Here is a 26,108-nt window from a genome sequence, read left to right on the forward strand (position 1 = left end):
AGCCGGGAAAGCCATCTGGCGCGACCGATTAATCGACATCGGATCGTCATCGGCAATGGCGCCATCAGGGTAACATTCGCAGATGCGGCAATACGGGGGGGCAAACTTTGGCGCTTATTCACACGCAAGCGGCAAAATGCGGCCGTGATGGCGACGCAAGAGCTCGTTTCCAATTAGGAAAGAGACTTGGAGCGGGTGAAGGGAATCGAACCCTCGTATTCAGCTTGGAAGGCCGCCTTCGACGAGATCATGGCGACACCGGTCAAGCGCCAGCACGAACCTCAGCGCCTTCTCGGCCACCTGCTCAACGCCGAGATCAACGAGAAGCATGCCCGCTCAATCAAGTACCGGCTCACCATCGCCAAGCCCCGTTGACCAAAGACCTCAAGGACTTCCAGTTCGACTGGGTCGCCGATCAACCGGACGCTGGTCAATGAGCTCGGTGGCAGCGGCTTCATCGCCCAACGCATCGTCTTGGTCGGCGGCACCGGCACCGGCAACACCCATCTGGCCATGGCAATCGTCAGGAGCTGCATCCGATCCGGTGCCCGTGGCCACTTCTAAGTGTTCGATCTCGTCGACCGGCTCGAGATCGAGACCGCACGGACGGCAGGGCCGGCTTGCCGAGTGACTGACGCGGATGAACTTCATCGTCCTGGACGAGCTCGGGCTCTGCCCTTCGCCCGGTCCGGCGGCCAGCTTGTGTTCCATCTCGTCAGCAGGCTACGAGCGCGCCTCCGTCAGCGTCACCACCGATTTCGCCTTCGGCGAATGGCCAAGTGTGTTCGGCGACGCCAAGATGACCACTACGACGGGCTGACCCATCACCGCGACAGCTACCAGCGATTCTAGAGCCGAGACGTCAGCCCGCGCTCGTCTCGTCTCCGCGATCCCGACCTGCTCCGACGAGCCGAGCGCTACCGTCAAACCGCGGCGCGCGAACGGGGGGCAAATTTGAACGCCAATTAACAACGCCGGTTAGGGGTTAAAAGCCGCGCCCAGCCCGGGGGCGGCGCTCCACGTCGGACTCCGAGTTATGGAGACTCGGCGGGCTCTCGGAATCCGAATCATGCAGATAGCTAGCTATCTCGCTATTGACATCACCTGTTGTTCCTGCTCTGTTCTTGTTGGTTGGCGTTTGTCTTGAGGTCGTGTGATGCCAGGCGTCGTGCGAGATTGGCGGGTTGAACTGGTCGAGACCTACCCGGATCTCTTCCACCCGGTCGGCGATCCGCCATCAGCACAAGGCTGGCCCGAAGTTGGCGATGGCTGGCGCGACCTGCTGGACCGGGCCTGCGTTCGGATCCGAGCGGCGATCCAGGCTGACGGCGGGACGTTTCACGCAACGCAGATCAAGGAAAAATACGGGACGCTGCGCTTCTACTGGGAAGGCGCGCTGTCGCCCGAAGCCGACGCCAAGGTTGAGGAAGCGATCGACTTGGCCGAGGCCCGCAGCGCCTGCACCTGCGAAGTCTGCGGCGAGCCGGGCCGGCTGCATGGCTCAGGCTGGCTGGTGACGCGCTGCGCGGCATGCGCCGCGGGGCGGCCTCTCGTCGAGAGTCGCCCCGGCTTCGAGAACATTTTCGTCGTGGAGCGGATCGTGGGAGACCGGCGCGACGTCCGGTGCCGACGCTACGACCGGACGACCGACAGCTTCATCGACATCGATCCCGCGTCCGTCGGTATCGAGGAGGAATGAAATGACGCAGCATCGCGACTGGCGGATCGACCTCATCGAGGCACATCCTAGCCTCTTCCATCCTCCGGAGGGACATCCGGAGCAGGCGTCCGGCTATCCGTGGTGCGAAGCGGGCTGGCGCGATTTGTTGGAGCGCATGTGCGGTCGCATCGAAGCCGCACTGCGCGACCGGGAGACGATCCGCTTCTCCCAGATCAAGGAGAAATTTGCCGGCCTGAGAGTGTATTGGCGCGGCGACTTGTCCCCCGAGACCACGGCACGGATCAACGAGGCCTTAGCGTTGGCTCAGGCGCGCGCGGCCTGCACCTGCGAGGGATGCGGCGCAGTGGGTCAGCTCTATCAGCACGCCGGCAGACACCAGACACTCTGTCTCCCCCATGCGAAGGGCACGCTCATCCCTGCCGAGTCCGGCCGTGAGGACGTGCAGTTCGTCCGGGCTGTCACGGCTCGCGGCTTCAGGATCGGCCCGCGTCGGTACGACCGCGAAGCTGACCGCTTCATCGACCGTCCGCCCGGCGAAGAGCAGTGAGATGTCAATGAACTGGCCGCGCGACCTCATGCTGTGGCACCCGCGTCTTTTTCTGACGATGATGGAAGAGCCCAGCCGCTCGTTCGGCTACCCGCATTGCGAGCGCGGTTGGCAGGACATCCTGATCAGACTCTGCCGCCGGATCGAAATCGCGCTTGGCGAGCGCGAGGAGTTCGAATTCGTCCGCATCCGGCAGAAGATGGGCATCCTGCGCGTCGACTGGGACGCCGAGGCTTCGGAGGACACCGAGGCCAAGATCGGCCACGCCGTCGATCTCGCGGTCGCCCGTTCTGCTTGCACCTGCGAAATCTGCGGCGCCGAAGGCCGCCTCTATCACAACAAGGGTTGGCTCGGGACCCGCTGCGCCGAACACGCCGCGGGAGAGCCGGTGGCGCGCCGGTACGGACACGGCTTCGAGAACATGCGCCGACTGCGGCGGTGGCGCGGCCAGGCCGACATCTATTTTGCGCGCTACGACCGCGAGACCGACACATTGACCGAGGTGCCGCCGCCCTCGCAGGAACGGGAGCGCTGAGATGGCCGTATTTCGCTGCCGCACGTGCGGGAAGGAAGGCACCTGGGCCTACGACCGGGAGCGCTTCACGTGCCCATTGTGCGATTCCATCGACGTGCAGTTCATCATTTCTCGGGATGCAGTGCCCGAGGGCGATCCACTGCTCAATGATCCTGACTCTCCATCCAAGAAGAGCGACGAGACATCGCAATCGAAGAAAGCGGTGGAATAGCGATGGCCAGATTTCGCTGCCGAGCCTGCGGCCAGGAAGGCGAGTTCGTCTACGACCCGAAGCGTCACGAATGCCCGCGCTGCGATTCGCCCGACGTGCAGTTCGCACTCGGCATGGACGAGATGCCCGAAGAACTCATTGACCGGATCGTGCAGGCGCTGAGCCATGCCGAGCCGCTGGACGACCATCCAACCGACGAGGACTGAACCGTGTTGTTGTGGATCATGTCAGATCTGCATGTCGAGCTGACCCGCGGCTGGGACCTGCCGTCCGGCGACGCGCGTCCTCGATTCGACGTGCTGGTGGTCGCCGGCGATCTCATTCCGCGTGCGGAGCGTGGGGTGAAGTGGCTGCGCGAGCGTGTGACGGGTCATCCCGTCATCTACGTCATGGGAAATCACGAGGCCTACGGCACCGACATCCAGCGGACACTCGAGAAAGCCAAGAACGCGGCTGCCGGTACGAACGTGCACGTGCTGGAGAACGAGACCGTTCGGATCGATAACGTCACGTTCGCGGGCGCAACGCTCTGGACTGACTTCGCTCCCAAAGGTGACGCGCATCGCGCGATGATGATCGCCGGCGACCGGATGAACGACTACAAGAAGATCCGTATTGCGGCTTACCGGCGGCCTTTCCTGCCGCATCACGCCCTTACCCGACACTTGAAATCCCGTGCGTTTCTGAAGGCCGAAATGCGCAAGCCGCGCGGCGACGGAAAGCTGGTCGTCGTCACCCGTCACGCGCCTGTGCCCGTACCCGTGCCGGAGATGTCGCATGAAAGCCGAAGATTGGGTACCGATCATGGACTCGACGCCGCCTACCGCAGCGATCTCAGGTCACTAATGTCTCCGGTCCCAGACGATGACTGCGGCGCGCTGTGGCCGCCAGACCTCTGGATCTACGGGCATACCCACGAGTCCGAGGACACCGTGATCTTTTCAACGCGCGTGGTGTCGAACGCCAAGGGCTACGGCCCTTGGCCGCCGCAGCAGCGCGCCTGGGACAACCCGCACTTCGATCCGAATTTAGTAATTGAAATCTAAGCGACGCTAGCCATGACGGACAGACGAGCGCTCAAACATCGACACGAATTGCCCTATCCGGTTCGATTCGTCCCATCCACTGCACAGAGTTTGTCGGTGCTGTCGGCGGCGACAGGAGTCCAGATGAGTACAGATGCGTTAGACGGCGACGATCGCGCCCCAATGGGACTGGTGACGGACCACGCGGAGTGGAAGCCAGTCCTTGACGCTTTGGAGTCTGAGGGCATTCCCGCATCCGCGGCGACGATCCAGCAGGAGCACAGATGGGATCGGCAAGCGGTCCGTTATTTTTTGGGGCCTCACGTCAAGATTGAAGTACGGGATGCGCGCACTTGGGCCATGAACGAGTCCGAACGTATTGGGCTAGATGCGAAGCTTCGCACTGCCGCGCCGCCAGAATGGAACGGGCCTGACCTCGTCATACTCTGGTGCAGGCCGGTGGCCAAGGAGTGGGCGGGCGCTTGGCTCGATGCGATCGACAAGCTCTGGCGCGACTGGCGCCGCCGGCGCATCGCGGATGACGCATTCGAGGACGCCCGAGAGGCCCTCTCCGTGCTTCATCGACGAGTGTGGGACGAGACGGAGGATCACGGCCCGCTCCTGCCGAAGATCGCCGAAATCCTGGCCCAAGCACGCTGTCGTCCCGCCAGCATCGCGACAGTTTCCGCCGTTGTCACCGGGCGAAGTCGACGTTGCAGAGGTGATGAACGTTTTGCGGCGCATCGCGACCGGGTCAGCGCGCCCGCAGGTCGTTTTTCCAGCGGATGGCTGGAAGCATCTTTGGCACGGTGTCGGCGAGTTCATTGTCGATGGCTGGTCGATCGAGGCGTTCAAGCGCAATTTCGGGATGAAGTATGTGCAGGAGGCTCGCTCGCCGGATGGGCGGACGGGCGACTACGAAACGTTTGCCTCGCGAGAAGGCAATCCGTTCAGTCTTCTCGAAGACGATGAGCAGGACGCCATCTGCGAAATCCTCGAAAACCCCTAGGCATGGAGGCATGGAAATGTCCGAGGTCACCTACTATGTCGTTCTGCCTTTTGTCATTACCGACGATGGCATCGCGCCTGGCGAAGCTGTCCAATGCTTCAATCCGGACTCAGCCGTCGTGCGCGCCGAGGTGTTCTCACACAAACCCGGCTACGTCGGCGCAGTTGCGTTCAGCCGGACGGGTGATCCCGCGAGGGGGCACTTCCGGGACGCCAAGATCATACGCAGCTTCGGCAGTGTTCCAAACGATCTGACCGCGTTCTGATGCGGTTCGAGGCGGTTGCGTTTCGCCGCGCTCACGGTTTCGGTACCCATCTCCTCAACCGGCCTGCGCCAAGCGAGGAACCGAGCAATGTCTCAGACAAAAAGCATTCGGATGCCCTTGCCAGTCGAACTCCTATGGCAGAAAGGCTGGCCCGCGGCCGCCCTGCTCTTCTGGTCACGTATTAGTGAAATTGAAGTTTTATCGCGCGATCTGGTTGCCGCTGATTTCTGGTCGGGAGAGAAAGAGCGGTGCAAGGCCGCCTGCCAAACGCTCGCCGACCTCTTGTTCGCGGCAGGCCACGGCGAGGAGGCGATCGCGGCACTAATGCTCGCCGCCGACCCGGTCGAACCGCAAACGTTTGAGATCGTGCTGCCACAGCTTAGCTACGGCATCGAGCATCTCTGGGATTGGCCAGTTGCCACTATCACAAGAAATCACACCTTGCGGCGCTTGGGCGTTTGGTGGAGCGCAGCACGAGGCGATTTTCGAGACGATGAGCATAGCATCTTCTTCATAACTCGGCTCGAGATACTGGATCAGGAGACGGCCTCCAGCGACCTAGCCGTCACAGGTGAGCAGAATCAACCCAAGCATCGATACGAGCCCAGAGATTTCGGTCTTGTCGTCATACAGAAGGACAAGGCAACCTCGCTTAGCAAGGATCAGTCCGGGTTCAAGGAACTCCTCGATGTGCGATTGCCGCTGGTCGTCGCGCGCGATCTCGATATCGTGCGGACGACGCTGATGACGGAATACCCGCACGCCACCACTGCCATCGATCTTGTGCTGCGCGACCTGCGGGAAGGCGAGCCAGTGCGGCTAAAGCCAGTCCTGCTAACTGGACCTGCTGGGGTCGGCAAATCGCGTCTGGTGCGCCGGCTCGGTGATCTGCTCGGAATCGGCGTCTACCGCTATGACGGCTCCGGCGCTTCCGACAACATGTTCGGCGGTTGCCCCAAGGCATGGAGCAGTAGCATTCCGTCAGCACCAGCGCGCGCCATCAACCAAATGCGCATTGGCAATCCTATTGTGATGATCGATGAAGCCGATAAATCGGGCACCTCAACGCAGAACGGCCGGCTCTGGGACGCTCTATTGCCATTTCTCGAGCGCGAGACTGCGGCGAGGCACCGGGACGTCTCGCTCGACGCCGAGCTCAACTTATCCTTTATCTCGTACATCGCTACCGCGAACTCGATCGAGCTTCTCCCCGCTCCTTTGAAGGACCGGTTTCGTATCATCAAGGTGCCAGCGCCTGGAATTCTTGATCTGCCTATCCTTGCAGCAAACGTGCTTCAGGAGCTCGCCGTCGAGAATGGGGAGCACGGATTCGTGTGGCCCCTAGCTCATGACGAACTCGAAGTGATAGCCCGCGCCTGGGAAAAGGCTGGATTCAGCATCCGCAAGCTGCAGAAGATCATGGAAGCTACGATCGAGGCGCGAAATGCCAGCGCTGTCAGGCACTGAATGTCGCTGGTGCGGACGCACCCAGACCGGAACAGCGATCCAAAGCTGGCGAAAACGACAGACCTTGGAAAATGGCGAGAACCTGCACTTCTTCGTCAATCCGCTGACGTTCCAAGCTCGCCCGAAAGCATCGACAACGCCTAGTTGAATTTTGGAATCCTGCACATGTCAGCCGACGATATCGACGCCGCCGGAGAGCTAAAGCTCGACTTCGAGTCATATCTGAAGGGTGAGGAGCCGCCGCCGCCCGAACTCGCCTGCGCCCCACTGCTTCAGAGCTGGCGCGTGACCCTTGTGAAGCCCAAGCTCGAACACAGTACGTTGCCGATCGTCTTCGTATTGGTAGGATATGTGACCGGGCATCCGCTGTACACTAACGCGCGGGCGATTCATACGTCACAATTGATCTGGTTCGACCGTAATCGCAAGTGGGCTCGCACTTGGAATCGACTTTACCGGCTCGGGCACCCAGCAGAGGAGGAACCAGTAGTGGGGACCTAGCAGGGCATAACGATATTAGCGGTATCTGGGACCGTAACACGCCAACAACCCTTATAATCCGCAAAATTCGGCCCAATTGGGCCCGGCGGTTACCGAGATGTGGCCCGAAACCTGCTGGATTTCATGCGTAGTCGAGCAGCTCGCGTTAACACGCTGGTCCATACTTTTCGCTACCGCTTCCGCTTCTCCCTCGACAGCCACTCTTTGATCGCTTCTTCGGCCAACTCGTACGCCGGCTGCTCCCGCTCAAGCGCCGCTCGCTTGAGCGACATGATCAGCTTAGGCGACAAATAGATCAACAGCTGGCGTCGGCCGTCCTCTCTCTTGCGAGAGCTAGATGCCTTCCCTATCGGCTTTTGCACTCCCACCCTCTCCCGCAGATAGCCGGCTATTCGCGCCGGAGATTTCCACTAACACTTTGGCGCAAAAGGGAAAAGCCCAAATCGGCAGTATGCCGGCAGAGGTCCACAGCCTCGTTTTCTCCCTTTCAGAACCCAAACTCAGGCCCCATCGACACGAGTCACCGCGGATCTCCACTCAAATCCCACCAATAGCTATCCAGCTATCTAGCTATCTATTGACTCGTTGCTGCGCGGCGTGGTTATTTCCGAACGAACGTTGCGAGATCTCTAACGTACATAACGGTTGCGAAGAGGAGCGGCAATCGTGGTTCAGAAGACGGAGCTATCGTCGGCTAGCGGTCGGCCTCTTGCTCGCCCTAGAGGGCGTCAGACCGTAGATGCACTGCGCAAAGTTCGACGTGCAAGCTCTAACACGAGGCGTCCTCGAAACACCCCCGATCTTGTCCAAAGCTGCCCTTCTAAGTTTGCCGATCTGGCAATTCAGCTCCTGCTTGATCCGGCGGTTTTTAGACTCCGATACATTAGATCGATCTCATATCAGCGCCGCCAAGTGCCTGTCGAAATGCTGGTTGCTGAACTCGGAAGTGGCCGCGTTGCGTTCGATATTGTCGACGAGCGCCCCTCTAGAGACATCGATGAGGAAGGCCTTCTCCTCCTGGCTCTTGCCCACCATAAGATTCGGCTTATTGAAATTGATTGCGCCGGGATCGACGAGGAACCGCGCGCGGAAAACTGTCGACGCATCTGGAGTCACAGAAACTATGAGGTTCCGCCATCACATAAGACTGGCGTAGTTCGCGCCTTGGCGAAAGCGCCCCATCGACACCTTTCAATCCGCTCTCTAAGCAATTCGATCCGCGTTCGAGATCCAATGAACTTGGTCTGCGCGTTGATCAGTCAAGGCGTTCTCGCCATCGATTTGACCGCACCTCTTACGCTTGATTCAATCGTGGGCCCCCGATCGGACCGCCAGCACCCGCTTCCTCTTTCTGCCGCCGGGCTGGGCCGGTTCGGGATACATGCCAATGAGTAATGCTGCGCGAGTTATGTACGCTGAAATGCGTGGAGTTCGAGACGTCGAGGCCGCCGCGGTTCGGCTACGAACACAGGCGACACATGCCAGTCCTATGCGTCTCTTAGGCACGAAATTTGGCGTACTCCCGGATTATCAATCGTTGGTTAAGGGCGACGAGTGCGCAAAATGCATCTATGACCACGATTGTGCTGGTTTCTACGAGAGCTATGTGGCCCAAGGTTTATTTGAGTTTCGCTGCGTTAGGCCTTAGGCGTTCCGCGCTTTGATATTGGTCCCGTGATGGGATCGCCTTGCTCATCGAGTGACCCGAGGGTGTGAAATCCTTCCGCGCCTCCGAATCTAAGTCCTTCGAGGGCACTAGCGTGATCGCGATCCAATCCCCTCCTCAGACCCTTCGGATACCGCAGCCTTCCGCAGAGGTGAAGGTGGCGGAATTCATGATAGGGGCCGCCGATCGGCTGTCGCTCCAGGTTGAGACTGAGCGAATAGCCGCTATGCCGGTGCTTTGAGCAGGACTTGAGGATGCGCACGCACAAGGACGGTAAGTAAACTCCCGGCGCTCAGTGGATCAAACCTGCGACCTACGATAGGAAGCGCACGATGAGGCGTTCAAGGTACAAGTTCGTGTGCGACTCACGAGTTTTGGTTTTGGGCAAAAATCGACTCACGAATCTTTGGTTTTTCGACTCGCGAATTTTTGGCGACCAACAAGAAATCAATTACTTAGTCGACTCGCATTTGATTGGTCCCGACACTTCGGGCTACGCGTGGCACAGCCACGCAGGGGCCCGAACGGCGAAGCGTGGTGTCCGGCGTAGCTGGAGCGCAGCGGAAGCGAAGACGGACTGTTGCAGCGAGCTTCGGAGCGGCAAGCCGGCGCAACTCATCAAAGTGAGCATAAAGGCTGCCGTCCCGGAGCGGACGGTCGAAGCGGTTGGTGCTTGCAACTCCAAGGATCTTTTCGATAAATTTGCGACCATGACCACCTTTGCTCAAGCCCCGGAGAAAGAGGCTCGTAGGCTCCGGTGGCTCCCCCTTATTGCAGCTATTGCCACGGTTACGACCGCGACTCCGCTTGCGTGGGACAGTAAGAACTTTAGCACGTTTCTGCTTGTCATCTCAGTCTACCTGCCGGCAGTGGTAGCAGTTGGCCTCGGCCTTTGCATCTGGGCAGGAGTTGAGAGGAAATCCCCCCGAGCGCGTTCGATCGTAATCTCGCTGGTGGTCATGCTTACGCTGATCGGCGGAACATTCTGGGCAGTGCCGCCGCTGAAGGATGAACTTCGGCTTCTGACTGTGTCTCTCACTCGCAACGACGCACTGCGAGGGTTCGCAGACAAAGACGCGATCATTCTGGATTGGGAAAGCTGGGGGATGGCAGGTATGGAAAATGACGCTTACCTCGTCTCGAACCCAAGCGACACGCTTGCCGAGGACGGTGGAGCTTCGGAGTGGCTCCGCCACGTCGGATCGAGTTGCGAAATCGCGGATTCGAAACGGATGCGTCGTGGAATCTTTATCGTCACGACTTACAATTGTCCTCTCCGATGAGCAACGGCCAAGCGAGAACGTCAGATCACGAAGCCGGAACTGATCACCACCGTCGCGAGGAATGACCTTGCTGACTGGCGGCAAAAGGGCGGCGCTTTAGGCGTTCAACCTAAAGCCATTGCCTATCCGCTACTACCTCTTTTCAACTCTCATAGCTTCCACGATCCGCATAGTCTCGACGCTCACGGTCGTGACTCGCATTAGGAGATCAATGACCATTTCCTTGTGATCAGATAAACGATAAGCATTGAACTTCGCTTGTATCGTCGGGTCTTTAGACTTCTTCTCTTTGAACTGGTCAAGAAAGTCACTAAGCCGCGAACTGCTGGCAATGAAAGGCGAGACTTAGGACCATTTTCAGTTCGCTTGCCAAAAGACATTCCAGTCCAGCACTGTCGCCGAAATTGGGGGGAAAGCAAATCGGGCCGACGACACGGTGGCGGCGAAAAGCGAGTGAGCGCTGGTCCGAAGTCCGGTGCAGCGATGTGACCCTGCCGTCGAAGATAATACTCCTTTCAGATGTTGCAGTTAATTGGCCGCGGGGCCTATATTGAGGTTAGGAGAGGACCTCACCATGACCACCCACGTACTGCAATTCGTCGAGCTCTCGAACCGCGACCGCAAGGCGGCTACGTCCCTGGGCAAGCTTGGCAAGGGCGATCAGGTCGAGGTCCGGGTCCGCCGCAAGTCGGGCGAGGATCAGGTCGTCAGGCTGCCGCCGGAAGCTGCGGCGCTGCTCGAGACTGCACTCGGCCATCTCCTTCAGGGTGAACGCGTCGCCGTCCTTGTCGAGGATCAGGAACTCAGTCCGAACGACGCGGCAGATATCTTGGGCATCTCCCGACCGCTGGTCGTGCACCGCATGGACGTTGGCGATCTGCCCTTTCGATATGTCGGCAAGCACCGACGGACGAAGCTAAAGGACGTGCTGACACTGAAGACGAAAATGGACGCCCAACGGAAGGCGATGAAGGCCGTTGCCGCCGATGCAGAAGAATACGAGCGGGCCAGTCCCGTGAAGAAACTTGAGAAAAGCATCGGACGCTCCTCCAGCCGAGCGCCCACGCCAAAGGATGTCGATCAACTCGTTCTTGGCACAACGAACGCTCCGTACCGCCGGACAGTCAGTTCGACTGAACTTGTTGCTCGCCTCGCATCGAGAGATTGGCAAAATTGGATTGCACACGTCGTCACATTCTTCACGGAGGTACGACCGGAACTTGTTTTGCAGTTCGCCCAGCTTCACGCTATTCCCATCAAGGATTTGGCTGCCGCCTATCGATCGATGAAGTCGGTCACTGGCGAGACGAACCCCGCATTGGAGCGCGCACTTGAGCGGCTGGCGTAGGCTACTCGGTCGAACGCTCGATGGGCTTTCGGACCTGGAGCAACAGGGCCAGCCGGTGCCCGACTGGTTACTCGGTGGGGGCACGGCCTTGATGCTCCACGCCAATCATCGATTCAGTCGAGACATCGATGCGTTCATCGACGATCCGCAATATCTCGCCGTGTTGTCGCCGGAGACCACGGACGTCTGGAATTGCGACGATTGGGACAAGGCGGCCCACTACCTCAAACTCAGATATCCCGAAGGCGAGATCGATTTCATCGTCAGCGGCGCAATCTCGGATCTTGATCCCGTCGAGAAGGAAATCGACCTGACGTCGATTCGAGCGGGGTGGAAGCCAACGATTGCGATCGAGCCGCCAGCGGAAATCGCTCTCAAGAAGATGTATCATCGGGCGACGATGCTGAAGCCTCGCGACATTTTCGACATCGCAGTTATCAAGAAGATCGATGGCGGCCCCCTCATCGCAAACTTGGGCGAAGTCGCCTCCAAGAAGAATGACCTCGTTCGCCGTCTGGCCAGCATTCGCATCGACTACCTCAAGGCCGACCTTGCCGAATTGGACATCCAATCTGGATGGGAGCACGAACAGGAAACATGCCTCGAAACTGTCCGCTCGCTCGTAGCGCAGATTCCGAACGAGCCCTAGGTGTGCACCACGACACCATCGATCACGAGCCGGCGCAGCCAGATCGCGCCGGGATCGTCGTGGCTTCGTTCGTGCCAGAGCAGGCGATAGCCGTAGGGCGTCACCTGCGCTGGCGGTTTCAGCATCACGAGGCCGAGCCGCGGCGCGAGTTGCCGGGCCGCCCGCGAGGGCATGGTCACCAGGTAGTCCGACGCGGCCGTAATCACCGCGGCCGTTGCGAAATAGGGAACACGCAGCGCGACGTGCCGCTTGTAGCCGCGCTCGGCCAATGCGGTATCGATCGGCCCGCCCTGCCCGCCGAAAATGCTGACCACGATGTGCGGCCAGGCCGTGAACAGCTTGATCGGCAGCACGTCCTTCGCCCCGCGCATCTCCTTGAGCAAAGGGTGGCCTTGCCGGACCAGCGTCACGAAGCTTTCGCGGAACAGCTCGCGCGCCCGAAACGAGCCGGATACCGGATTGTCGGCATACAGCACGAAATCGACCTGACCGTCGGCGAGCATCCGAAACACATCACGCGAGAAGCTGACGATTTCGATCGCCGCATTGGGCGCCTCGCGCGCAAAGCGGGCGGCGACATTGGGCAGGATGGCGAGCGCGCCATAATCGGTCGTCGCGATGCGAAAGACGCGGTCGGTGGCGGACGGATCGAACTTCGGCTTGTGGAGAAATGTCTCGACGCCGCCGAGCAGGGTCGCCAGCGGCTCGCGCATCGCCTCGGCGCGGAGCGTCGGCATCATGCCGCTTGCCGCCTTCACCATCAGCCGGTCCCCGAACAGGCGCCGCAGCTTTGCCAGCGCACGGCTGATCGCCGGTTGGCTGCTGCCGAGACGCTCGGCGGCGCGCGTGACACTGCCGGTCTCGAGCAGCGCATGCAACACCACGAGCAGATTGAGATCGACCTTCGCCAAATCCATTGAACGCATAATGCAATTTCTATCATGATATTTGTGGATGACGCCAGGTGGGCGTACACAGCCTTCCATCGCCGCCAGGCCGGAGGAGCCGTCATGCCATTCCATCTGAACATCAGTCGCCGCCTCCTGCTCGCCGGCAGCACGGCCGGAGCGATGACGCCGCTGCTGGGCATGCCGACAGCGATCGCGCAAACGCCGGCGCCTAAGACCAATTCCGGCCACTACAGCTTCCGGGTCGGAGAGATCAAGGCAACCGTCGTCAGCGACGGCACGCTGAGCGGCGATCCGCGCATCTACGCCTCCACCGCGCAGGCGGAGGAACTCGGCAGGACGTTGAGCGATGCGTTCCTGCCGACCGACACTTTCAGGCTCAACCTCAACACGCTTCTGCTGGAAACCGGCGGCAGGAAAATCCTGATTGAGGCCGGTGCAGCGCAAACCCTCGGCCCCGATGGCGGACATCTGTTCCGCAATCTTGCGGCGATCGGCGTAGAGCCCGAGCACATCGACGCCATCGTGATCACGCATACCCATCCCGATCACGTCGGCAATCTCAGCCGCGCCGACGGATCGAGCGCTTTTCCGAAGGCGGCCGTCTATCTTCCCGAGAACGATTTTGCCTTCTTCATCCGGGGCGAGCCGGACCTGTCGCGGCTACCGATGCCGGAAGACTTCCGGCGCACCTTCATCGCCAACATCAAGCGCAGCGTGGCGCCGGTCGCCAGGTCTGCCGTGCTGTACCGGCCGGGCAGCGAAGTGTTGCCGGGCCTCACGACGATCGCCGCGGGCGGCCACACGCCGGGCATGTCGGCGATCCTGGTGCATTCCGGTGCGCAGCAATTGCTGATCACATCCGATGCCGCGTATAGCCCCCTGCTCAACATCGACAATGCCTGGCGGCCCGGCCCCGATCTCGATCCCGACTCCGCGTTGCAGTCGCGCAGGCGCCTGTTCGACCGCGCCGCGGCGGACCGCATCCCGGTGCTCGGGTTCCATTTTCCGTTTCCGGGCATCGGCAACATCAGGAAAACGGACGGCGGCTATCGCTGGGTGACGGCGAACTGGCGGTTCGAAGGCTGAGCAAGCGCAAAGATGCCAAGGCCGTCATCCGGGGTGACACGCGCATCACGCGCCGTGCTCCTTTGCCGCCTCACCCCTCCACGCGCCACAGCCGCCACCGCTCCGGCACGCCCTTGAGCCGGTGCACGCCGTGATCCCTCAGGCTGATCGTGGACTGCGCCGTCATCAGCTCCTTCACCGCGCTCGACACCAGCACCTCGCCCGCGCGCGCTTTCGCCGCGACGCGGGTGCCGATGTGGAAGGCGAGGCCGACCATTTCGCCGCCGCTGATGGTGTATTCGCCGGCGTGCAGGCCGACCCGGATCTCGAGGCCGAGCGTGCGCATGGCCTTCTGGATCGCGGTCGCGCAGGCGATGCCGGCGGCGGGCTTTTTGAAGGTCGCGAGCACGCCGTCGCCGGTGGTCACGACCTCCCTGCCGCCGCACGTCTTCAGCTCCTTGCGGACGGCGGCGTAATAGTGACCCATCACCTTGGTCCAGCGGGCATCGCCGAGCTTGGCGGCTTTCGCGGTGGAGCCGACGATGTCGACGATCAGGATGGTGGCGAGCGCCTGCTTGAGCTCGGTGCTGCGTGCGGCCGAGGGACGCTGGTTCGCGATGGGTCCGGTCAGCGGCTCATAGCGATGATTGCGGCGCCGCGCGATCGCGGCCTTCGTGTAGTCCTGCGCGCGCTGCGCGCTGCCGCAACGGACCGTCTTCTCCTGCGGCAGACGCGACCAATAGACTTTGCGGCCGGCACCGGCGCCATGCACCTCCACCGCGCCCCACTTCAGGAAGACCGCCGAGCCGACGCGCCTGACGCACCACGCCTTCGACGTGTAGCCGGAGACGTTGGACTGATGGACACCGATGCGAAGGAATTTCGGCATGAACGTGCGGCCAAAGACCGTTTGCGTAGCTTTCGCAAAAGCTAGCCGCACGACCCGGCGTTGGCAACCGGACTCCCGTCCCGCCCCTCCGCCCTGCAGTGCAATCGCATGTGAGAGCGACGTCTCTGTGGCCATCCTTCGAGACGCCCGCCGTTGGCGGGTCCTCAGGATGAGGACGGAGTGCGCGGTAGCAGCTTCAACGGGCACCGATGCCGCCTGGCCTTACGCTGAGGCGACGCCATGGCGATTGCCCTGCCCTGCGCATCCCAGGCTGGCAGCCTAAATTCCTCTGCCGCCGCCCTGCTTGCCGATCGTGCAACGCCACCCGGCCAGACGTTCGGCCGGATGCTGCGCCATCCATGCGGCGAGTTGCGGCGCGCCGATCAGGCAGGACTGCATCGTGACGTCGGCGAGGTCCGAGGTCGTGACGATTTGTTCATGACAGTCGGTCGGAGACGAGAGGCTGCAGAGCACGGCGATGATCCTGATCATCTCACACGAGCTCCTTCGGCCAATCGTATTCGGGCCTGGCCGCCGAGCGCGCCACCGGTTTGGCGGCATCGACGCTCGAGGCCTTTTCGGCGCGGCGCTGATAGTCGTCGGCTAGCAGCTTCAGGCGCGTCGCGACCACCTCGTCGGTCATGCTCATCGCAGCGCGCAGCAGGCTCTGCGCCGTTTCCATGTATTGCTTGCCTCGTCGTGACATCTCTAGGGTCATAGCATCCTCGCGCGGTTTTCTGGAGATAGATCGATGGCGATCGGGACACGGCCGAACCAGTCGCGGTCATCCTGGCGGCGCGTCGCGAGACGTTCGACGCACTTCTTCGAGCAGAGCGGCTTGCGCCAAGCGTAATACCTGACAAGACCGAACCGGCCGTCGCAGACGGCACAGCGTCCGGTTCGACCATGAGGACTTGCGGAGCAGGTTGGCATTGACGTCTCCTCTCGTTGTCGCGCCTGATGTCGCCGATCACCTCTTCTGTTGCACCGGGGCTTGCCTCGCCTCCCGATGACGCGGGCGGCATTCGTCGTCTGAGCCGCCAACGAAGCCAGTCTACGAGTCCTGCGCGGCGATCTCTTTCACCAAGGCGCCCTCAATTGCGCATCCGCACGACGCGCGGCCCGGCACATGACGGGCCGGCTAACGCCGGTCTGCCCGGCGCGGCTTCCATCGACTGGAGGAGGCGCAGCGAAAAGCGATGTGCTATCCTCCCGCAGGGGCGGCGGGATAGAGAACGCAGAGAGAAACCATGGCAACGAGTGTCAAGCAAATGCTGGAAGCTGCGAACGCGGCGGTCCCGAAGATCACCTCCGATCAGGCGGCCGAGATGATCAGAAGCGGCGACACGCTGGTCGTCGACGTTCGCGATGCGCCGGAAGTCGCCGCCAGCGGCAAGATCGCGGGCGCCGTGCACGTCTCGCGCGGGATGCTGGAATTTCGTGCCGATCCGGAGTCGCCCTATCACGACAAGGCGTTCGACAAGACCAAGACCGTGATCCTCTATTGCGCGTCCGGCGGCAGATCGGCACTGGCCGGGAAGGTGCTGAAGGATATGGGCTACGACAAGGTCTACAACGTCGGCGGCTTCAAGGATTGGTCCGGGGCGGTCGAGAAATAGGAACAGGCAGCGCGGTTCCCGTTTCCTGGCGCTTGCACATCACGTCCATGAACGATCGATCCCGGGGCGCGGACCTTGGTGCCGCGCCCCGGGCGATCGGCGGCGCCTGACTTGCTCGGTCGATCGAAGCTTCATCCTTGACGCAACGATCCGCCTTCACGCGCGTTTTCCCTTCGTCGAGAACCGCGCGAGGCGTGTCATGACCAGGGATAACGAACTGAAGCCCGACGATTTCCCGATCGAAGCCGACAAGGACAAGCTGAAGACGCACAAGGGCGAGCCCGTCGCCGAGGCCGAATCGGAGCAGATTGCGGACGAGATCGCCGAGCGGCTGAACGAGCACGCGCACCGGGAAGAGCAGGATCGCTGGTCGGCCTAGCGGCAGCCGCCGCCCAGCGGGATTCGGAACGACCAGGCGCTCCCGCGCATTGGCCCGCGCCGGATCCCACTTGTTCCGGCAATGGCGGCCCCGGCATGAACCGCCCCCGGACGGCCGGGGCCGCCTGACCGCGAGCGAAAGGAGCGAACATGAAAGCGCTTGTTCTTGCAGGGCTCATTGCAGCTCTCGCGTCTCAACCTTCCGCGTTCGCCCAAGGCGGCGCGGGTGCTTCCAGAACCGGATCGAGCATCGATGCAACCGGAACAGGCGGCGCGACGGGCGCGGGCGCATCGAGCCTCAACACGTCATCGGACGCCAACGGCGGCGGCTCGAGCGCACCGGCGAAATCAAAGACGGAACGCCCCGGGGCCAATGACACAAGGCAAAGCCAGGGCGGCCAGATGAACGCACCGGGCGCCGGCACGATGGGAACGAACCGCAAATAGGCGCGGGCGGAAGCTCGCTTCCTTACTCCGGATACGCGAACAGATCGATCGGCTCGTTGAAGCCGCGCACCTCGTGCCGGCCGACATGCTCCAGCGCGAACTCTTTCTCCACCAGCTCGGCGAAGGCACGCGACAGCAGCACCTTCTTGCCGATGGTCTTGGTCAGCGCCTCGAGGCGGGAGGCCATGTTGACGGCCGGGCCGATCACGGTGAAGTCGAGCCGGCTGGTCGATCCGATATTGCCGTACATGACGTCACCGACATGGACGCCGATGCCGTAGTTCAGCGGCGCGCGGCCGGTGCCTTTGTTCCGTTCGTTCAGCGCGGCCATCGCCTGCCGGGCCTCGGTCACGGCATGCAGCAGGTTCGCGCAGGCGCCGGGCGCGCTGAGCGGGAAGATCGCGAGCAGCCCGTCCCCGATGAATTTCAGGATCTCGCCGCCGTGCCGCGCGATCGGCTCCGACATCGCATCGAAATAGTCGTTGAGCAGGTCGATGACGTCGTCGCGCGGCCAGTTGTCGGAGATCTTGGTGAAATCACGCAAATCGCAGATCATGATCGCGGCGCGCACCGTCGTGCCGGTGCCGCGCCTGGTGGCGCCGGCAAGGATCAGCTCGCCGGCATGGGAGCCGACATAGGTCTCCAGCAGCGTGCGGGCCAGGCGGTTCTTGATGCGGATCTCGCTGACCAGCGCCAGCACCGGCAACAGCTTCTTGAGGCCGGCGATATGCGCATCGTCGAAGCCGCCGGGCCGGTCGGTCGCGAAGGTGACGATGTGCCGCTTGCCGAGCGTATGGTAGAGCGGCCAGGCGACATAATCGGTGAGGCCCTTGGCGCGCATCTCGTCGTAGAGGGCGTGCTTGCGGCCGAGCGAGGGATCCTGCTCGAGCCTCTCGCGCAGCTCGGTGGCGCCGTCATTGATTTCGTGGGCGGCGCTGCCGATATATTCGGGCCGCTCGCGCACTTCATAGTCGACCAGCGCAATTTCGGCCTCGCGGCTGCCGTCGGACCACATCATGCGGGCCCCCAGCCATTGCGGGTGATTGATCAACACGTGGAGCGTCGCCCGCTTCACGGGAATGCCGGCCTGCTGGAGGCGGATGCACATCTGCGCGAAAATGTCGTCGATGAAGCGCTCGTCGCGCGTGCCGTTGGTCAGCCAGTCGATGACGCCGTCGGCAGGCGTGGGGGCAAGATTGTCTGGCGCGTTCATATTCTGCCCCTACGAGCTGCGGTCTGCTACCGAAGCAGATATCATGCTCCGGCCCGGCGGCGTCAACCTGGCCAGTTGCATGGATTGTGCGCAGCGGGCGACCGGCGCAGCGGCCGCCTAGGCGAGCAGCCGGATCGATCCCAGCACTGCGAGGCCCGAGACGAGCGCGAGCTTCGCCGGCTCCGTCAACTCGACCTTCAACGTGCCCTCCTCGGGAATCGTAAAATTGTCGTCATCGAGACGGATGCTGCATTCGCCGCGCGCGGCATAGACGAGATGGGTGCCCGCCGCGAGCGGCCGCTCGCCGGGCTCCCTGAGCGCGAGCAGATCAATCTCCGCCGCACCGCGCCGCGCCATGAGGTTCACGACCTCGACCGGGCCGGCCTCGAGCTCGGTGACGATCTCGAGCTCGCCGGTGAAGCGCACCGTCGTAAAAGGTTCACGTTCGTCGAATGCCTGCGTGGGCGACTTCAGCACCAGCCCGCGCCCGCCCACGACCATCTGCAAGCGGTCGATACCGGGCATGTAGGAGAAGGGACCGGGCGCCACGATCGGCGTCGAAGCAAAGCGCCAGAGCAGGCTGTCCCAATTCTTCTGGCGCGCATCGTCCCGATGAGCGTCCGCAATGTCGGTGAAGATGCCGCCGCCGTTCTTCCAGGGCGAGCGGGTGTAGTGTTCAGGATTGAGCAGTGTGGTTTTCATCGAGATCCTCGACACGGTGCGGGTGCGATGAAGCGCCGGCGCGCGCTTCAAGAAACGGTTCGGCTTGCTCCCGCACGGCGTCCAAATGCGTGAACAGCGCCACATGGCCGCCATCGGCTAGCGCCAGCAGCCTCGCCTGCGGAATCGCCCGGCAGACATTCTCGGCATGCGAGAACGGCACGACGTTGTCGGCGCGGCCGTGCACGACGAGGGTGGGCGCCAAGATCGATCCCGCGGGCAACTGTCCCAGCGCGGCAAACTGCGCGATGTCGTTGACGGTCCTTGGAAGCCGCGCATGCAGATGCCAAAACACGCTCGACTGCAAGGCGCCGAACAGCGGACCTGCCGCCGGATGGCGCAAGGTCCGTTCGCGCATGGCGTCATCGGGAATCGAGCGGCGCGCGCCGACTTGCGGATTTCGTTCCGCCTGCCACCTCAGGACGCGCGGCAGCCCGGGAAGACGCGCAAGGTGGCGCATCATGCGCAGGCGCGCGGCGATCTCAGGCGGCGTTCGCAGCGTGCCCGTGCAGGCCGAGACCAGCACCAGCGAGCGGCAGCGCGAAGGGTGCCGCGCGGCAAATTGCAGCGCCGAGGGGCCGCCGGCGGAGACCGCAACGACCGCAACGGTCGAAATCCCAACCGCGTCGAGCAGCGCGCCGTAGACATCGGCCTGTTCGTCGGGCGACGCGCCAAGCTCGAGGGCCGAGCTGAGGTAGCCGGGGCGGGACACGGCCACCACCCGCTTGCCTCTGAGCGTCTTCGCGAGGGCGCGGGCCAGCAGCCACGACTGGTCGTGTCCGCCCATGCCGCCATGGATGGCCAGAATGGCCGGCCCCTCGCCCGCGATTGCGCACTGGATCGTGCCGCGGGAGGTCGTCACCGAGACCGGAGCGGGCCCGGTGAGCGGCAATGCGTCTGGATCTAGCGTCATGTCGCGGCTTCCGGTCGTCCGGCTGCGCCGGCCTTGAGGCAACGCAGAAGCGCCGCAGCCTCCGCCGGCGGCCGACGTTCGATCCGTCGATACGCGCGCCCATCGGAGGTGCGGACGACCAGGCCGTGATCATACAGCGCGCGGCGAAGCAAGGCATCATCGGCGAAGGCATGCAGCCTATTCAACAGCGTCTTCACGTCCGCCTCGGTCAGGCTGCAGCGCGGCGGGAAGCCGGCCCACAACACCCAGAGGCTCAGCTGCTGTAAATTGTGGCGGGCCGGCCAGCGAAGCAGCCTGCCGCGTTCGTCGAAATGGCGCGCCGCGCGCTGCACGCGCTTCAGATCGACCGCCTCGTCCCGGGCCGTCCGTATCCTGCGGTCATCAACGGCAGTGCCGACCGCGCCTGCACGGAAATGCTGATAGTTCCGGTGTCCCGTCGCACGCGCAAGAATGTTGAGCAACTCGACGTGCCCCGGTGGCGACGTGCGCTCCAGGAGCTGGGCGCGCAGGGATTTCGCGAGCGCGGAGATGTCGCCCGCAACGAACGCAATTGATGTTCTGGACATGACCAATCCTCGATGTGCCGATCCACAGGCGGATTGTCGGAGGTCACCGGCTTACGACGCGGCACGAGGTTTGGTGTCGGTTCGACTGAGCCTTGCAGGTTTAGCTTCCCTCGCGGGACGGTGACGCCTGGGTGAACTGCAGACCCGGACAAACCCTTACTATAGACGCCAGGCGAGCTCAAGGGCCCGCCATTTGGGACGCGCTGTACCATGGTCGGAGCGCCGAGCGTTGCGAAATTGGCGACGTCACTTCGTTGTCAATGCCGCTACGGCCCGCCAGGCGGGGTCGGGCGCAGCCGACATGAGCTGCCGGCAGCGGTCGCGCATCAAGGCCGCCGGACGATCGCGGCCGCGCTGCTTCAACACCGCTTCGAAATCGGCGAGCGCATCGGCAAACCGGCGTGCACGATAGGCGGCGAGGCCGCGCTCGTAATCCGCGATCCAGCCGATCGCGTCACTATCATCGACCGTCTCGCCCGCAATCCCGATCAGCTCGTGGACGGAGATCCCCTCCTCGCGTCCGTAGACCGCGATGCTGTCGACCTCGCGCGTGATGACGACGCCGCGCGCCAGACGTTCGGTCGCCGCACCGATCAGGATCTGCGTCCCGTAGGATTTGTTGGCGCCTTCGAGCCGGCTGGCGACGTTCACGGCATCGCCGATCACGGTGTAGTTCAGCCGCAGCTCCGAGCCGATATTGCCGACCAGCATGCGGCCGGAATTAATGCCGATGCGGATCTGGAGCGGCTGGCCGAGATCATCGACCAGACCGGACTCTGCCACGGCCTTGCGGCAGGCGAGCGCCGCGCGGCAGCATCGCGCGGCGTGATCGTCTTGCGGCTGCGGCGCGCCCCAGAACGCCATCACGGCGTCGCCGATGAACTTGTCGATGGTCCCGCCATTGGCGACGATGATCTCCGAATTGATATCGAGATAGCGCGACAGCAGCGGCACCACGCGGTCGCCCAGCCGCTCGGACAGCCCGGTGAAGCCGACAATGTCGATGAACATCACGCTGAGCTCCTGGACGCTGCCGCCGGGCCTCGCCTCGACGCCCTGGCGCAGCAAGCCGCGGACGAGATCCGCCGGGATGAACTTGCGGAAGGCCGACAATCCGGCCGCCATCTCGGCGATCGCGCCCGACAGGCTCGCGATTTCCCTGAGCCGCGACGGATGGCGGCGGACCTGTTCCAGCGCGAAGGCCTCGACATGACGCAGCTCGCCGGCGACGCGCGACAGCGGCGCGGCGATGACTGAGCGCGCCAGCATCGCCGAAGCCAGCGCCGCGAGCACGGCGCCGATGGCAAGGCCAAGGATCAGGCGCCGCAGCGTCGTCTCGACCGGCCCGAGAAATTCGGCCTCGGGGATCACGGTCGCGAGCGACCAGCCGGGAAACGGCAGCGGCGTCAGCGCCACTTCATAGGCGGCGCCGCCCGACATGAGCCGGCTCCGCCAGGCCTCCTTGCCGCCGGCCTCACCCGCCTTGCCGAGCGCCAGGCGCGCGAGCGGCAGCAGTGCCGTGTCGCCGCGCGCCGGATGAAGCTCATCGGCCTCCTTGTCCGGCGCCGCGACGAGCTCGCCGCTGTCATCGACGATGAAGGCGGTCCCCGTGCGCCCGACCTCGAGCTGCGACAGGAAGCGCGCGAGCCTGGTGTATTCGATGACGACGGCCAGTACGCCTTGCCGCTCCTGATAGACATCGATCGGCCCCGCAAAGGCGATCGACGGCCGCACGCCGGTCGCATGGTCCAGCACCCTGAACCATTGCGGATCATCCGCGGTCAGCCCGGCCTTGAACCAGGCCTGGTCGGCGACGCGAAACGAGGTCGGCTCGAAGCGGCGGTTGGCGAACTCGATGTCGCCGGGCACGACGTCATACTCATCGACGCGACGCTGGCCGGCATGGTCGGTCAGCGAGATCTCCATCATCTCCAGCCGGCGATCGCCGAGCTTGTGCGCGGCGAAGAAGGAGCCGTCGGGCCAGCCGAACGCGACCCAGGAAATCGTCGCCTGCGACTGCAATTGCGAGAGAAAGACGAACTCGCGCTTGTCGGCCTCGCGGGTGTCGAGCACGTTCTGGAGGAACAGCGTGCGGATGGCGGTGTGGGCGGCGCGCGCCTCGTCGACGATGGCCGACACCTCCTTGCGCACGGCCGCCACGATCTGCTCGTTGATGGTCGAGGCGAGCTGCCGGCTGGTTGCTTCCGCCGTGCGCCACCACAACAGACTCGACAGCGCGGCCGTCAACAGGATTGCCGCCAGAACCAGCGCGGAGACCGCAAGGCGGATGCTGACCGTCAGCCCTGCGATCGCACGAAGCCGTCGTTCGGGATCGACATTCATCGCTGCTTTCGCGCCTCGTTGCGAGTCACTGACATTGTTTTACGCCGCCGGCGCTCGTTCGTTACGTCTGGCAGGAGCGAGCGCGCGCAGCCAATGCCCGCTGGCTACCATCTCGATAGAAGCTGGGCATTGGCTTCGAGCCGCCGCTTGCCCGCTAATCGCCGCCCGAGCGCACCGCCCGTGCGCCCGATCCCAATCGGTCTCACGGATTCGTGAGCAGCCTGCCGGTAACGCAGGTGGCGAGCGGAGCGAAAGAGATCATGCGCAGTCGCCTGCCAGGCGACGCCGTCTCGAACAGGAGAATCTCGATGTCTGCCAAACATGCTGTCACCTCCCTCGTCCTCGCCGGTGCGATGTCGACCGCGCTCGCGACCCTTGCCGCCGCCGGGCCACTGACGAAGGCCGAGGGCGATGCGGCCGTCGCCGCCAAGAAGGAAAAGTGCTTCGGCGTCGCACTGAAGGGCCAGAACGATTGCGCGGCGGGTCCAGGCACGACCTGCCAGGGCACCTCGACCGTCGACTTCCAAGGCAACGCCTGGAAATTCGTGCAGGGCGGCACCTGCACCAGCATCGAGCTGCCGAACGGCAAGAAAGGTTCGCTGAAGCCGGTGTAACGGCCGGCGCGACATCGCCAGGACGCACGAACGGAGCAGCACGATGAGCACGGTGACCCAGTCGACCGGACCTGCGGCCGTGCCGCTCCGCTTCGCGAAGCCCATCGGTGGCGTTGCCGGGACGAGCTTCAAGCCCGAGCATCTCCCGGCCATCCTCGCGGCAGGGCCTCGGCGCGGCTTCTTCGAGGTCCACGCCGAGAACTACATGGGCGCCGGCGGCCCACCGCATCGTGCGCTGGAAGCGATCCGCCGCGACCATCCGCTCTCGCTACACGGCGTCTGTATGTCGATCGGCGGGCCGCGGCCGCTCGACAAGGCGCATCTGGCGCGCTTCCGCGGCCTGGTCGCACGCTACCAGCCGGCGCTGGTCTCCGAACATCTCGCCTGGTCGACGCATGAGACCAGCTTCTTCAACGATCTGTTGCCCCTGCCCTATACCGAGGCGACGCTGGCTTGCGTTTGCGATCACATCGACCAGGTGCAGGAGGCGATCCACCGTCCGCTGCTCTTGGAAAACCCCTCGACCTACGTCGCCTTCCGCGAATCCTCGATGAGCGAGACCGAATTCATTCGCGCCATTGCCGAGCGCACTGGTTGCGGCCTGCTGCTCGACGTCAACAACGTGTTCGTCTCCGCCACCAACCAGGGATTTTCGGCGCTCGACTATCTCGCGGACTTCCCGCTGTCGCGGGTCGAGGAAATTCATCTCGCCGGCCATGCCGAGCAGGCCGACGACGAAGGCGATCTGCTGTTGATCGACAGCCATGACGGTCCGGTCGCGGACGCCGTCTGGAAGCTCTACGAGATCGTGATCCGGCGCCGCGGCGCGGTGCCGACGCTGATCGAGTGGGACAGCAAGATACCGGACTGGCCGGTGCTGCAGGCGGAAGCCGCCGCGGCCCAGGCGATCCTCGACCGTCATCAGTCCGCCATGCCGGCAGGAGAGCGTCATGCCGCATGAAGCCGGCCTGTCCTTCGCCGCTTCGTTCGCGCCGGCGCTGCTGGAGCCGGCGCGCAGCACGCCCGACGGCGTGACCGGCCCGAACGGCAAGGCCGCCGGCCGGCGCTACGACGTCTACCGCAACAACGTCACGGTCAGCCTGATCGACGCACTGGCCGCGATCTATCCGGCAGTGCAGCGCATCACCGGCGTCGACTTCTTCCGCGCCATGGCGCGGACCCATGTCCGCGGCAATCCGCCGGCCTCGCCACTGCTGTTCGAATACGGCCGCGACTTCCCGGAGTTCATGGCGCGGTATGAGCATGCGCTGGCCATGCCCTGGCTACCCGACATCGCCCGCATCGAACGCGCCTGGCTCGATGCCTATCACGCCGCCGACGCGCTTCCGCTGTCGCCGGCCCGGCTGTCGGCGGTGACGCCCGATCGTTTGGCGGATCTGGTGTTCATTCCGCATCCCGCCACACGATGCGTGCGCTCTCAATATGCCGCCGTGACGATCTTTGCCGCCAACCGCGACGATGCACCGGTCATGCGCATCGATGCCTCCACGCCCGAGGATGCCCTGATCACGCGACCCGAGTTCGACGTCACCGTGCGCCGCCTTCCGGCCGGCGGGGCGGTCTTCGCGGACGGCCTGATGTCGGGGCGACCGCTCGGCGAGGCCGCGGCGGCGGCGCTGGAGGCCTCAAGCGAGTTCGACATCGCCGCGAACATCGCCGGACTGATCGAGGCCGGCGCCTTCACCTCGCTCGCTTGCGGAGACCAATGATGATCACGGACCAGCACATGAGCACCGACAGCGGCTCGCTCGCGCCAGGACTGCTCGTCGACAGGGCCAATCATCTGGTGCAAATGATTGCCGTCCCTTCGCTGGTCCAGCTCGTGCTGCGCGTCGCGCTGGCGGTGCCGTTCTGGCGCTCGGGCATCCTCAAATGGGACGGCTTCCTCAGGCTCAACGACACCGCCGTGACGCTGTTCAGCGACGAGTTCATGCTGCATCTGCCGGGCGGGCCCTATCACTTCCCGGCACCGACGGTGATGGCGTTCCTGTCAGGCTGTGGCGAGATCATGTTTCCGATCCTGCTGGTGCTTGGGCTCGGCACGAGGTTCGCCGCGCTCGGGCTTCTGCTTATGACCGTCATCGTCGAACTCACGGTGCCGGACGGCTGGCCGATCCACCTCACCTGGGCCGCGATGGCGCTCGGCATCATGGCCTACGGGCCGGGGCGCATTTCGCTCGATCATCTGATCTGTCGCGCGCGATCGACGGCGCGGTAGCGCG

Annotated in this window: 33 protein-coding genes; 23 read left to right on the top strand and 10 right to left on the bottom strand. The window is 63.3% G+C overall.

Features of this window, described 5'->3' with window-relative positions:
• Positions 1-186: 186 nt before the first annotated feature.
• The 13 genes from EDE08_RS39315 to EDE08_RS35250 all read left to right on the top strand — a co-directional run bounded on the left by EDE08_RS39315 (position 187) and on the right by EDE08_RS35250 (position 7,241).
• On the top strand, positions 187-375 hold the full coding sequence (locus tag EDE08_RS39315) for a hypothetical protein (protein WP_245524981.1): 189 nt from the start codon (positions 187-189) through the stop codon (positions 373-375).
• Positions 376-474: 99 nt separating this feature from the next.
• Positions 475-564 (top strand): hypothetical protein, encoded by a 90-nt coding sequence (locus tag EDE08_RS39445; RefSeq protein WP_283810591.1) that lies wholly within the window; start codon positions 475-477, stop codon positions 562-564.
• Positions 565-640: 76 nt separating this feature from the next.
• On the top strand, positions 641-820 hold the full coding sequence (locus EDE08_RS39450; protein ID WP_283810590.1) for an ATP-binding protein: 180 nt from the start codon (positions 641-643) through the stop codon (positions 818-820).
• A 336-nt stretch (positions 821-1,156) separates the two neighbouring features.
• On the top strand, positions 1,157-1,699 hold the full coding sequence (locus EDE08_RS35205) for a hypothetical protein (protein ID WP_131874624.1): 543 nt from the start codon (positions 1,157-1,159) through the stop codon (positions 1,697-1,699).
• A gap of 1 nt (position 1,700) precedes the next feature.
• On the top strand, positions 1,701-2,228 hold the full coding sequence (locus tag EDE08_RS35210) for a hypothetical protein (RefSeq protein ID WP_131874623.1): 528 nt from the start codon (positions 1,701-1,703) through the stop codon (positions 2,226-2,228).
• Between the two features lies 1 nt (position 2,229).
• A complete protein-coding gene (locus EDE08_RS35215) occupies positions 2,230-2,763 on the top strand; it encodes a hypothetical protein (RefSeq protein WP_165941766.1) in 534 nt (177 codons plus the stop codon).
• A 1-nt stretch (position 2,764) separates the two neighbouring features.
• Positions 2,765-2,974: a hypothetical protein gene (locus tag EDE08_RS35220; protein ID WP_131874622.1), complete on the top strand. Its 210-nt coding sequence runs from the start codon at positions 2,765-2,767 to the stop codon at positions 2,972-2,974.
• 2 nt (positions 2,975-2,976) lie between these two features.
• Positions 2,977-3,180, top strand: coding sequence for a hypothetical protein (locus EDE08_RS35225; protein WP_131874621.1), 204 nt, complete (start codon positions 2,977-2,979; stop codon positions 3,178-3,180).
• A gap of 18 nt (positions 3,181-3,198) precedes the next feature.
• A complete protein-coding gene (locus EDE08_RS35230; protein WP_131874620.1) occupies positions 3,199-4,020 on the top strand; it encodes a metallophosphoesterase in 822 nt (273 codons plus the stop codon).
• A 517-nt stretch (positions 4,021-4,537) separates the two neighbouring features.
• Positions 4,538-5,008 carry a DUF7693 family protein gene (locus tag EDE08_RS39760; protein ID WP_502700663.1) on the top strand — a complete coding sequence of 157 codons (471 nt, stop codon included), beginning with the start codon at positions 4,538-4,540 and terminating at the stop codon, positions 5,006-5,008.
• Positions 5,009-5,024: 16 nt separating this feature from the next.
• Complete coding sequence (locus tag EDE08_RS35240; RefSeq protein WP_131874618.1) at positions 5,025-5,273, top strand: hypothetical protein; 249 nt, start codon at positions 5,025-5,027, stop codon at positions 5,271-5,273.
• 87 nt (positions 5,274-5,360) lie between these two features.
• A complete protein-coding gene (locus EDE08_RS39325) occupies positions 5,361-6,740 on the top strand; it encodes an AAA family ATPase (protein ID WP_245524982.1) in 1,380 nt (459 codons plus the stop codon).
• Between the two features lie 165 nt (positions 6,741-6,905).
• Positions 6,906-7,241 (top strand): DUF6634 family protein, encoded by a 336-nt coding sequence (locus tag EDE08_RS35250; RefSeq protein ID WP_131874617.1) that lies wholly within the window; start codon positions 6,906-6,908, stop codon positions 7,239-7,241.
• An 894-nt stretch (positions 7,242-8,135) separates the two neighbouring features.
• Here EDE08_RS35250 and EDE08_RS35260 read toward each other — a convergent pair.
• Positions 8,136-8,357, bottom strand: a complete 222-nt coding sequence (locus tag EDE08_RS35260) for a hypothetical protein (RefSeq protein ID WP_131874615.1) — start codon at positions 8,355-8,357, stop codon at positions 8,136-8,138.
• A gap of 882 nt (positions 8,358-9,239) precedes the next feature.
• Here EDE08_RS35260 and EDE08_RS35265 point away from each other — a divergent pair.
• The 3 genes from EDE08_RS35265 (at position 9,240) to EDE08_RS35280 (ending at position 12,187) form a co-directional block, all read left to right on the top strand.
• Entirely contained in the window at positions 9,240-10,190 is a 951-nt protein-coding gene (locus EDE08_RS35265) for a hypothetical protein (RefSeq protein ID WP_131874614.1), read from the top strand.
• Positions 10,191-10,764: 574 nt separating this feature from the next.
• Positions 10,765-11,538 (top strand): MerR family transcriptional regulator, encoded by a 774-nt coding sequence (locus EDE08_RS39565; RefSeq protein WP_349627715.1) that lies wholly within the window; start codon positions 10,765-10,767, stop codon positions 11,536-11,538.
• Positions 11,522-12,187, top strand: coding sequence for a nucleotidyl transferase AbiEii/AbiGii toxin family protein (locus EDE08_RS35280; RefSeq protein WP_131874613.1), 666 nt, complete (start codon positions 11,522-11,524; stop codon positions 12,185-12,187). The genes EDE08_RS39565 and EDE08_RS35280 overlap by 17 nt, the downstream gene beginning before the upstream one ends.
• Here the strand turns inward: EDE08_RS35280 and EDE08_RS35285 are convergent.
• Positions 12,184-13,113, bottom strand: coding sequence for a LysR family transcriptional regulator (locus EDE08_RS35285; protein WP_165936358.1), 930 nt, complete (start codon positions 13,111-13,113; stop codon positions 12,184-12,186). The two genes, EDE08_RS35280 and EDE08_RS35285, sit on opposite strands and share 4 nt — an antisense overlap.
• Positions 13,114-13,197: 84 nt before the next feature.
• Between EDE08_RS35285 and EDE08_RS35290 the strand changes: the two genes are divergently transcribed.
• Entirely contained in the window at positions 13,198-14,184 is a 987-nt protein-coding gene (locus tag EDE08_RS35290) for an MBL fold metallo-hydrolase (protein WP_131874611.1), read from the top strand.
• A gap of 70 nt (positions 14,185-14,254) precedes the next feature.
• Here the strand turns inward: EDE08_RS35290 and EDE08_RS35295 are convergent, their stop codons facing one another.
• The 3 genes from EDE08_RS35295 to EDE08_RS35305 form a co-directional block, all read right to left on the bottom strand.
• A complete protein-coding gene (locus EDE08_RS35295; RefSeq protein ID WP_131874610.1) occupies positions 14,255-15,052 on the bottom strand; it encodes an adenylate/guanylate cyclase domain-containing protein in 798 nt (265 codons plus the stop codon).
• A gap of 279 nt (positions 15,053-15,331) precedes the next feature.
• On the bottom strand, positions 15,332-15,544 hold the full coding sequence (locus tag EDE08_RS35300; protein ID WP_131874609.1) for a hypothetical protein: 213 nt from the start codon (positions 15,542-15,544) through the stop codon (positions 15,332-15,334).
• Position 15,545: 1 nt separating this feature from the next.
• Complete coding sequence (locus EDE08_RS35305) at positions 15,546-15,770, bottom strand: hypothetical protein (protein ID WP_245524983.1); 225 nt, start codon at positions 15,768-15,770, stop codon at positions 15,546-15,548.
• 532 nt (positions 15,771-16,302) lie between these two features.
• Here EDE08_RS35305 and EDE08_RS35315 point away from each other — a divergent pair.
• Both EDE08_RS35315 and EDE08_RS35320 read left to right on the top strand, forming a co-directional pair.
• The gene (locus EDE08_RS35315; RefSeq protein WP_131874607.1) at positions 16,303-16,671 is read left to right on the top strand and encodes a rhodanese-like domain-containing protein; all 369 of its coding nucleotides are present in this window, start codon (positions 16,303-16,305) and stop codon (positions 16,669-16,671) included.
• Between the two features lie 199 nt (positions 16,672-16,870).
• Positions 16,871-17,050, top strand: coding sequence for a hypothetical protein (locus tag EDE08_RS35320; RefSeq protein WP_131874606.1), 180 nt, complete (start codon positions 16,871-16,873; stop codon positions 17,048-17,050).
• Positions 17,051-17,518: 468 nt separating this feature from the next.
• On the opposite strand, the gene EDE08_RS35330 is transcribed toward EDE08_RS35320, so the two are convergent.
• From EDE08_RS35330 to EDE08_RS35350, 5 genes are all read right to left on the bottom strand, one after another.
• Positions 17,519-18,709, bottom strand: coding sequence for an adenylate/guanylate cyclase domain-containing protein (locus EDE08_RS35330; protein WP_131874604.1), 1,191 nt, complete (start codon positions 18,707-18,709; stop codon positions 17,519-17,521).
• A 117-nt stretch (positions 18,710-18,826) separates the two neighbouring features.
• Complete coding sequence (locus EDE08_RS35335; protein ID WP_131874603.1) at positions 18,827-19,411, bottom strand: HutD/Ves family protein; 585 nt, start codon at positions 19,409-19,411, stop codon at positions 18,827-18,829.
• The gene (locus EDE08_RS35340; protein WP_131874602.1) at positions 19,386-20,342 is read right to left on the bottom strand and encodes an alpha/beta fold hydrolase; all 957 of its coding nucleotides are present in this window, start codon (positions 20,340-20,342) and stop codon (positions 19,386-19,388) included. The genes EDE08_RS35335 and EDE08_RS35340 overlap by 26 nt, the downstream gene beginning before the upstream one ends.
• Positions 20,339-20,908 carry a DUF2087 domain-containing protein gene (locus tag EDE08_RS35345; RefSeq protein WP_131874601.1) on the bottom strand — a complete coding sequence of 190 codons (570 nt, stop codon included), beginning with the start codon at positions 20,906-20,908 and terminating at the stop codon, positions 20,339-20,341. The genes EDE08_RS35340 and EDE08_RS35345 overlap by 4 nt, the downstream gene beginning before the upstream one ends.
• Positions 20,909-21,154: 246 nt before the next feature.
• Positions 21,155-23,251, bottom strand: coding sequence for an adenylate/guanylate cyclase domain-containing protein (locus EDE08_RS35350; protein WP_131874600.1), 2,097 nt, complete (start codon positions 23,249-23,251; stop codon positions 21,155-21,157).
• A gap of 308 nt (positions 23,252-23,559) precedes the next feature.
• On the opposite strand from EDE08_RS35350, the gene EDE08_RS35355 reads away from it, so the two are divergent.
• The 4 genes from EDE08_RS35355 to EDE08_RS35370 are packed head-to-tail and all read left to right on the top strand — an operon-like array spanning position 23,560 to position 26,104.
• The gene (locus EDE08_RS35355; protein WP_061879360.1) at positions 23,560-23,865 is read left to right on the top strand and encodes a BufA1 family periplasmic bufferin-type metallophore; all 306 of its coding nucleotides are present in this window, start codon (positions 23,560-23,562) and stop codon (positions 23,863-23,865) included.
• 43 nt (positions 23,866-23,908) lie between these two features.
• Positions 23,909-24,826 (top strand): MNIO family bufferin maturase, encoded by a 918-nt coding sequence (bufB, locus tag EDE08_RS35360; RefSeq protein WP_131874599.1) that lies wholly within the window; start codon positions 23,909-23,911, stop codon positions 24,824-24,826.
• Complete coding sequence (locus EDE08_RS35365; protein ID WP_131874598.1) at positions 24,816-25,595, top strand: HvfC/BufC N-terminal domain-containing protein; 780 nt, start codon at positions 24,816-24,818, stop codon at positions 25,593-25,595. The genes bufB and EDE08_RS35365 overlap by 11 nt, the downstream gene beginning before the upstream one ends.
• Positions 25,595-26,104 carry a DoxX family protein gene (locus EDE08_RS35370; protein ID WP_131874627.1) on the top strand — a complete coding sequence of 170 codons (510 nt, stop codon included), beginning with the start codon at positions 25,595-25,597 and terminating at the stop codon, positions 26,102-26,104. The genes EDE08_RS35365 and EDE08_RS35370 overlap by 1 nt, the downstream gene beginning before the upstream one ends.
• The last annotated feature ends 4 nt before the right edge of the window (positions 26,105-26,108 follow it).

The organism is Bradyrhizobium sp. R2.2-H (assembly GCF_004346455.1).
GTDB lineage: Bacteria > Pseudomonadota > Alphaproteobacteria > Rhizobiales > Xanthobacteraceae > Bradyrhizobium > Bradyrhizobium diversitatis.

Excerpts from the sequence above, each read along its gene's own strand:
- EDE08_RS39450 (WP_283810590.1), top strand. The coding sequence starts at position 641 with ATGAACTTCATCGTCCTGGACGAGCTCGGGCTCTGCCCTTCGCCCGGT.
- EDE08_RS35205 (WP_131874624.1), top strand. The coding sequence starts at position 1,157 with ATGCCAGGCGTCGTGCGAGATTGGCGGGTTGAACTGGTCGAGACCTAC.
- EDE08_RS35210 (WP_131874623.1), top strand. The coding sequence starts at position 1,701 with ATGACGCAGCATCGCGACTGGCGGATCGACCTCATCGAGGCACATCCT.
- EDE08_RS35215 (WP_165941766.1), top strand. The coding sequence starts at position 2,230 with ATGTCAATGAACTGGCCGCGCGACCTCATGCTGTGGCACCCGCGTCTT.
- EDE08_RS35220 (WP_131874622.1), top strand. The coding sequence starts at position 2,765 with ATGGCCGTATTTCGCTGCCGCACGTGCGGGAAGGAAGGCACCTGGGCC.
- EDE08_RS35225 (WP_131874621.1), top strand. The coding sequence starts at position 2,977 with ATGGCCAGATTTCGCTGCCGAGCCTGCGGCCAGGAAGGCGAGTTCGTC.
- EDE08_RS35230 (WP_131874620.1), top strand. The coding sequence starts at position 3,199 with ATGTCAGATCTGCATGTCGAGCTGACCCGCGGCTGGGACCTGCCGTCC.
- EDE08_RS39760 (WP_502700663.1), top strand. The coding sequence starts at position 4,538 with ATGACGCATTCGAGGACGCCCGAGAGGCCCTCTCCGTGCTTCATCGAC.
- EDE08_RS35240 (WP_131874618.1), top strand. The coding sequence starts at position 5,025 with ATGTCCGAGGTCACCTACTATGTCGTTCTGCCTTTTGTCATTACCGAC.
- EDE08_RS39325 (WP_245524982.1), top strand. The coding sequence starts at position 5,361 with ATGTCTCAGACAAAAAGCATTCGGATGCCCTTGCCAGTCGAACTCCTA.
- EDE08_RS35250 (WP_131874617.1), top strand. The coding sequence starts at position 6,906 with ATGTCAGCCGACGATATCGACGCCGCCGGAGAGCTAAAGCTCGACTTC.
- EDE08_RS35265 (WP_131874614.1), top strand. The coding sequence starts at position 9,240 with ATGAGGCGTTCAAGGTACAAGTTCGTGTGCGACTCACGAGTTTTGGTT.
- EDE08_RS39565 (WP_349627715.1), top strand. The coding sequence starts at position 10,765 with ATGACCACCCACGTACTGCAATTCGTCGAGCTCTCGAACCGCGACCGC.
- EDE08_RS35285 (WP_165936358.1), bottom strand. The coding sequence starts at position 13,113 with ATGCGTTCAATGGATTTGGCGAAGGTCGATCTCAATCTGCTCGTGGTG.
- EDE08_RS35290 (WP_131874611.1), top strand. The coding sequence starts at position 13,198 with ATGCCATTCCATCTGAACATCAGTCGCCGCCTCCTGCTCGCCGGCAGC.
- EDE08_RS35295 (WP_131874610.1), bottom strand. The coding sequence starts at position 15,052 with ATGCCGAAATTCCTTCGCATCGGTGTCCATCAGTCCAACGTCTCCGGC.
- EDE08_RS35300 (WP_131874609.1), bottom strand. The coding sequence starts at position 15,544 with ATGATCAGGATCATCGCCGTGCTCTGCAGCCTCTCGTCTCCGACCGAC.
- EDE08_RS35305 (WP_245524983.1), bottom strand. The coding sequence starts at position 15,770 with ATGACCCTAGAGATGTCACGACGAGGCAAGCAATACATGGAAACGGCG.
- EDE08_RS35315 (WP_131874607.1), top strand. The coding sequence starts at position 16,303 with ATGGCAACGAGTGTCAAGCAAATGCTGGAAGCTGCGAACGCGGCGGTC.
- EDE08_RS35320 (WP_131874606.1), top strand. The coding sequence starts at position 16,871 with ATGACCAGGGATAACGAACTGAAGCCCGACGATTTCCCGATCGAAGCC.
- EDE08_RS35330 (WP_131874604.1), bottom strand. The coding sequence starts at position 18,709 with ATGAACGCGCCAGACAATCTTGCCCCCACGCCTGCCGACGGCGTCATC.
- EDE08_RS35335 (WP_131874603.1), bottom strand. The coding sequence starts at position 19,411 with ATGAAAACCACACTGCTCAATCCTGAACACTACACCCGCTCGCCCTGG.
- EDE08_RS35340 (WP_131874602.1), bottom strand. The coding sequence starts at position 20,342 with ATGACGCTAGATCCAGACGCATTGCCGCTCACCGGGCCCGCTCCGGTC.
- EDE08_RS35345 (WP_131874601.1), bottom strand. The coding sequence starts at position 20,908 with ATGTCCAGAACATCAATTGCGTTCGTTGCGGGCGACATCTCCGCGCTC.
- EDE08_RS35350 (WP_131874600.1), bottom strand. The coding sequence starts at position 23,251 with ATGAATGTCGATCCCGAACGACGGCTTCGTGCGATCGCAGGGCTGACG.
- EDE08_RS35355 (WP_061879360.1), top strand. The coding sequence starts at position 23,560 with ATGTCTGCCAAACATGCTGTCACCTCCCTCGTCCTCGCCGGTGCGATG.
- bufB (WP_131874599.1), top strand. The coding sequence starts at position 23,909 with ATGAGCACGGTGACCCAGTCGACCGGACCTGCGGCCGTGCCGCTCCGC.
- EDE08_RS35365 (WP_131874598.1), top strand. The coding sequence starts at position 24,816 with ATGCCGCATGAAGCCGGCCTGTCCTTCGCCGCTTCGTTCGCGCCGGCG.
- EDE08_RS35370 (WP_131874627.1), top strand. The coding sequence starts at position 25,595 with ATGATCACGGACCAGCACATGAGCACCGACAGCGGCTCGCTCGCGCCA.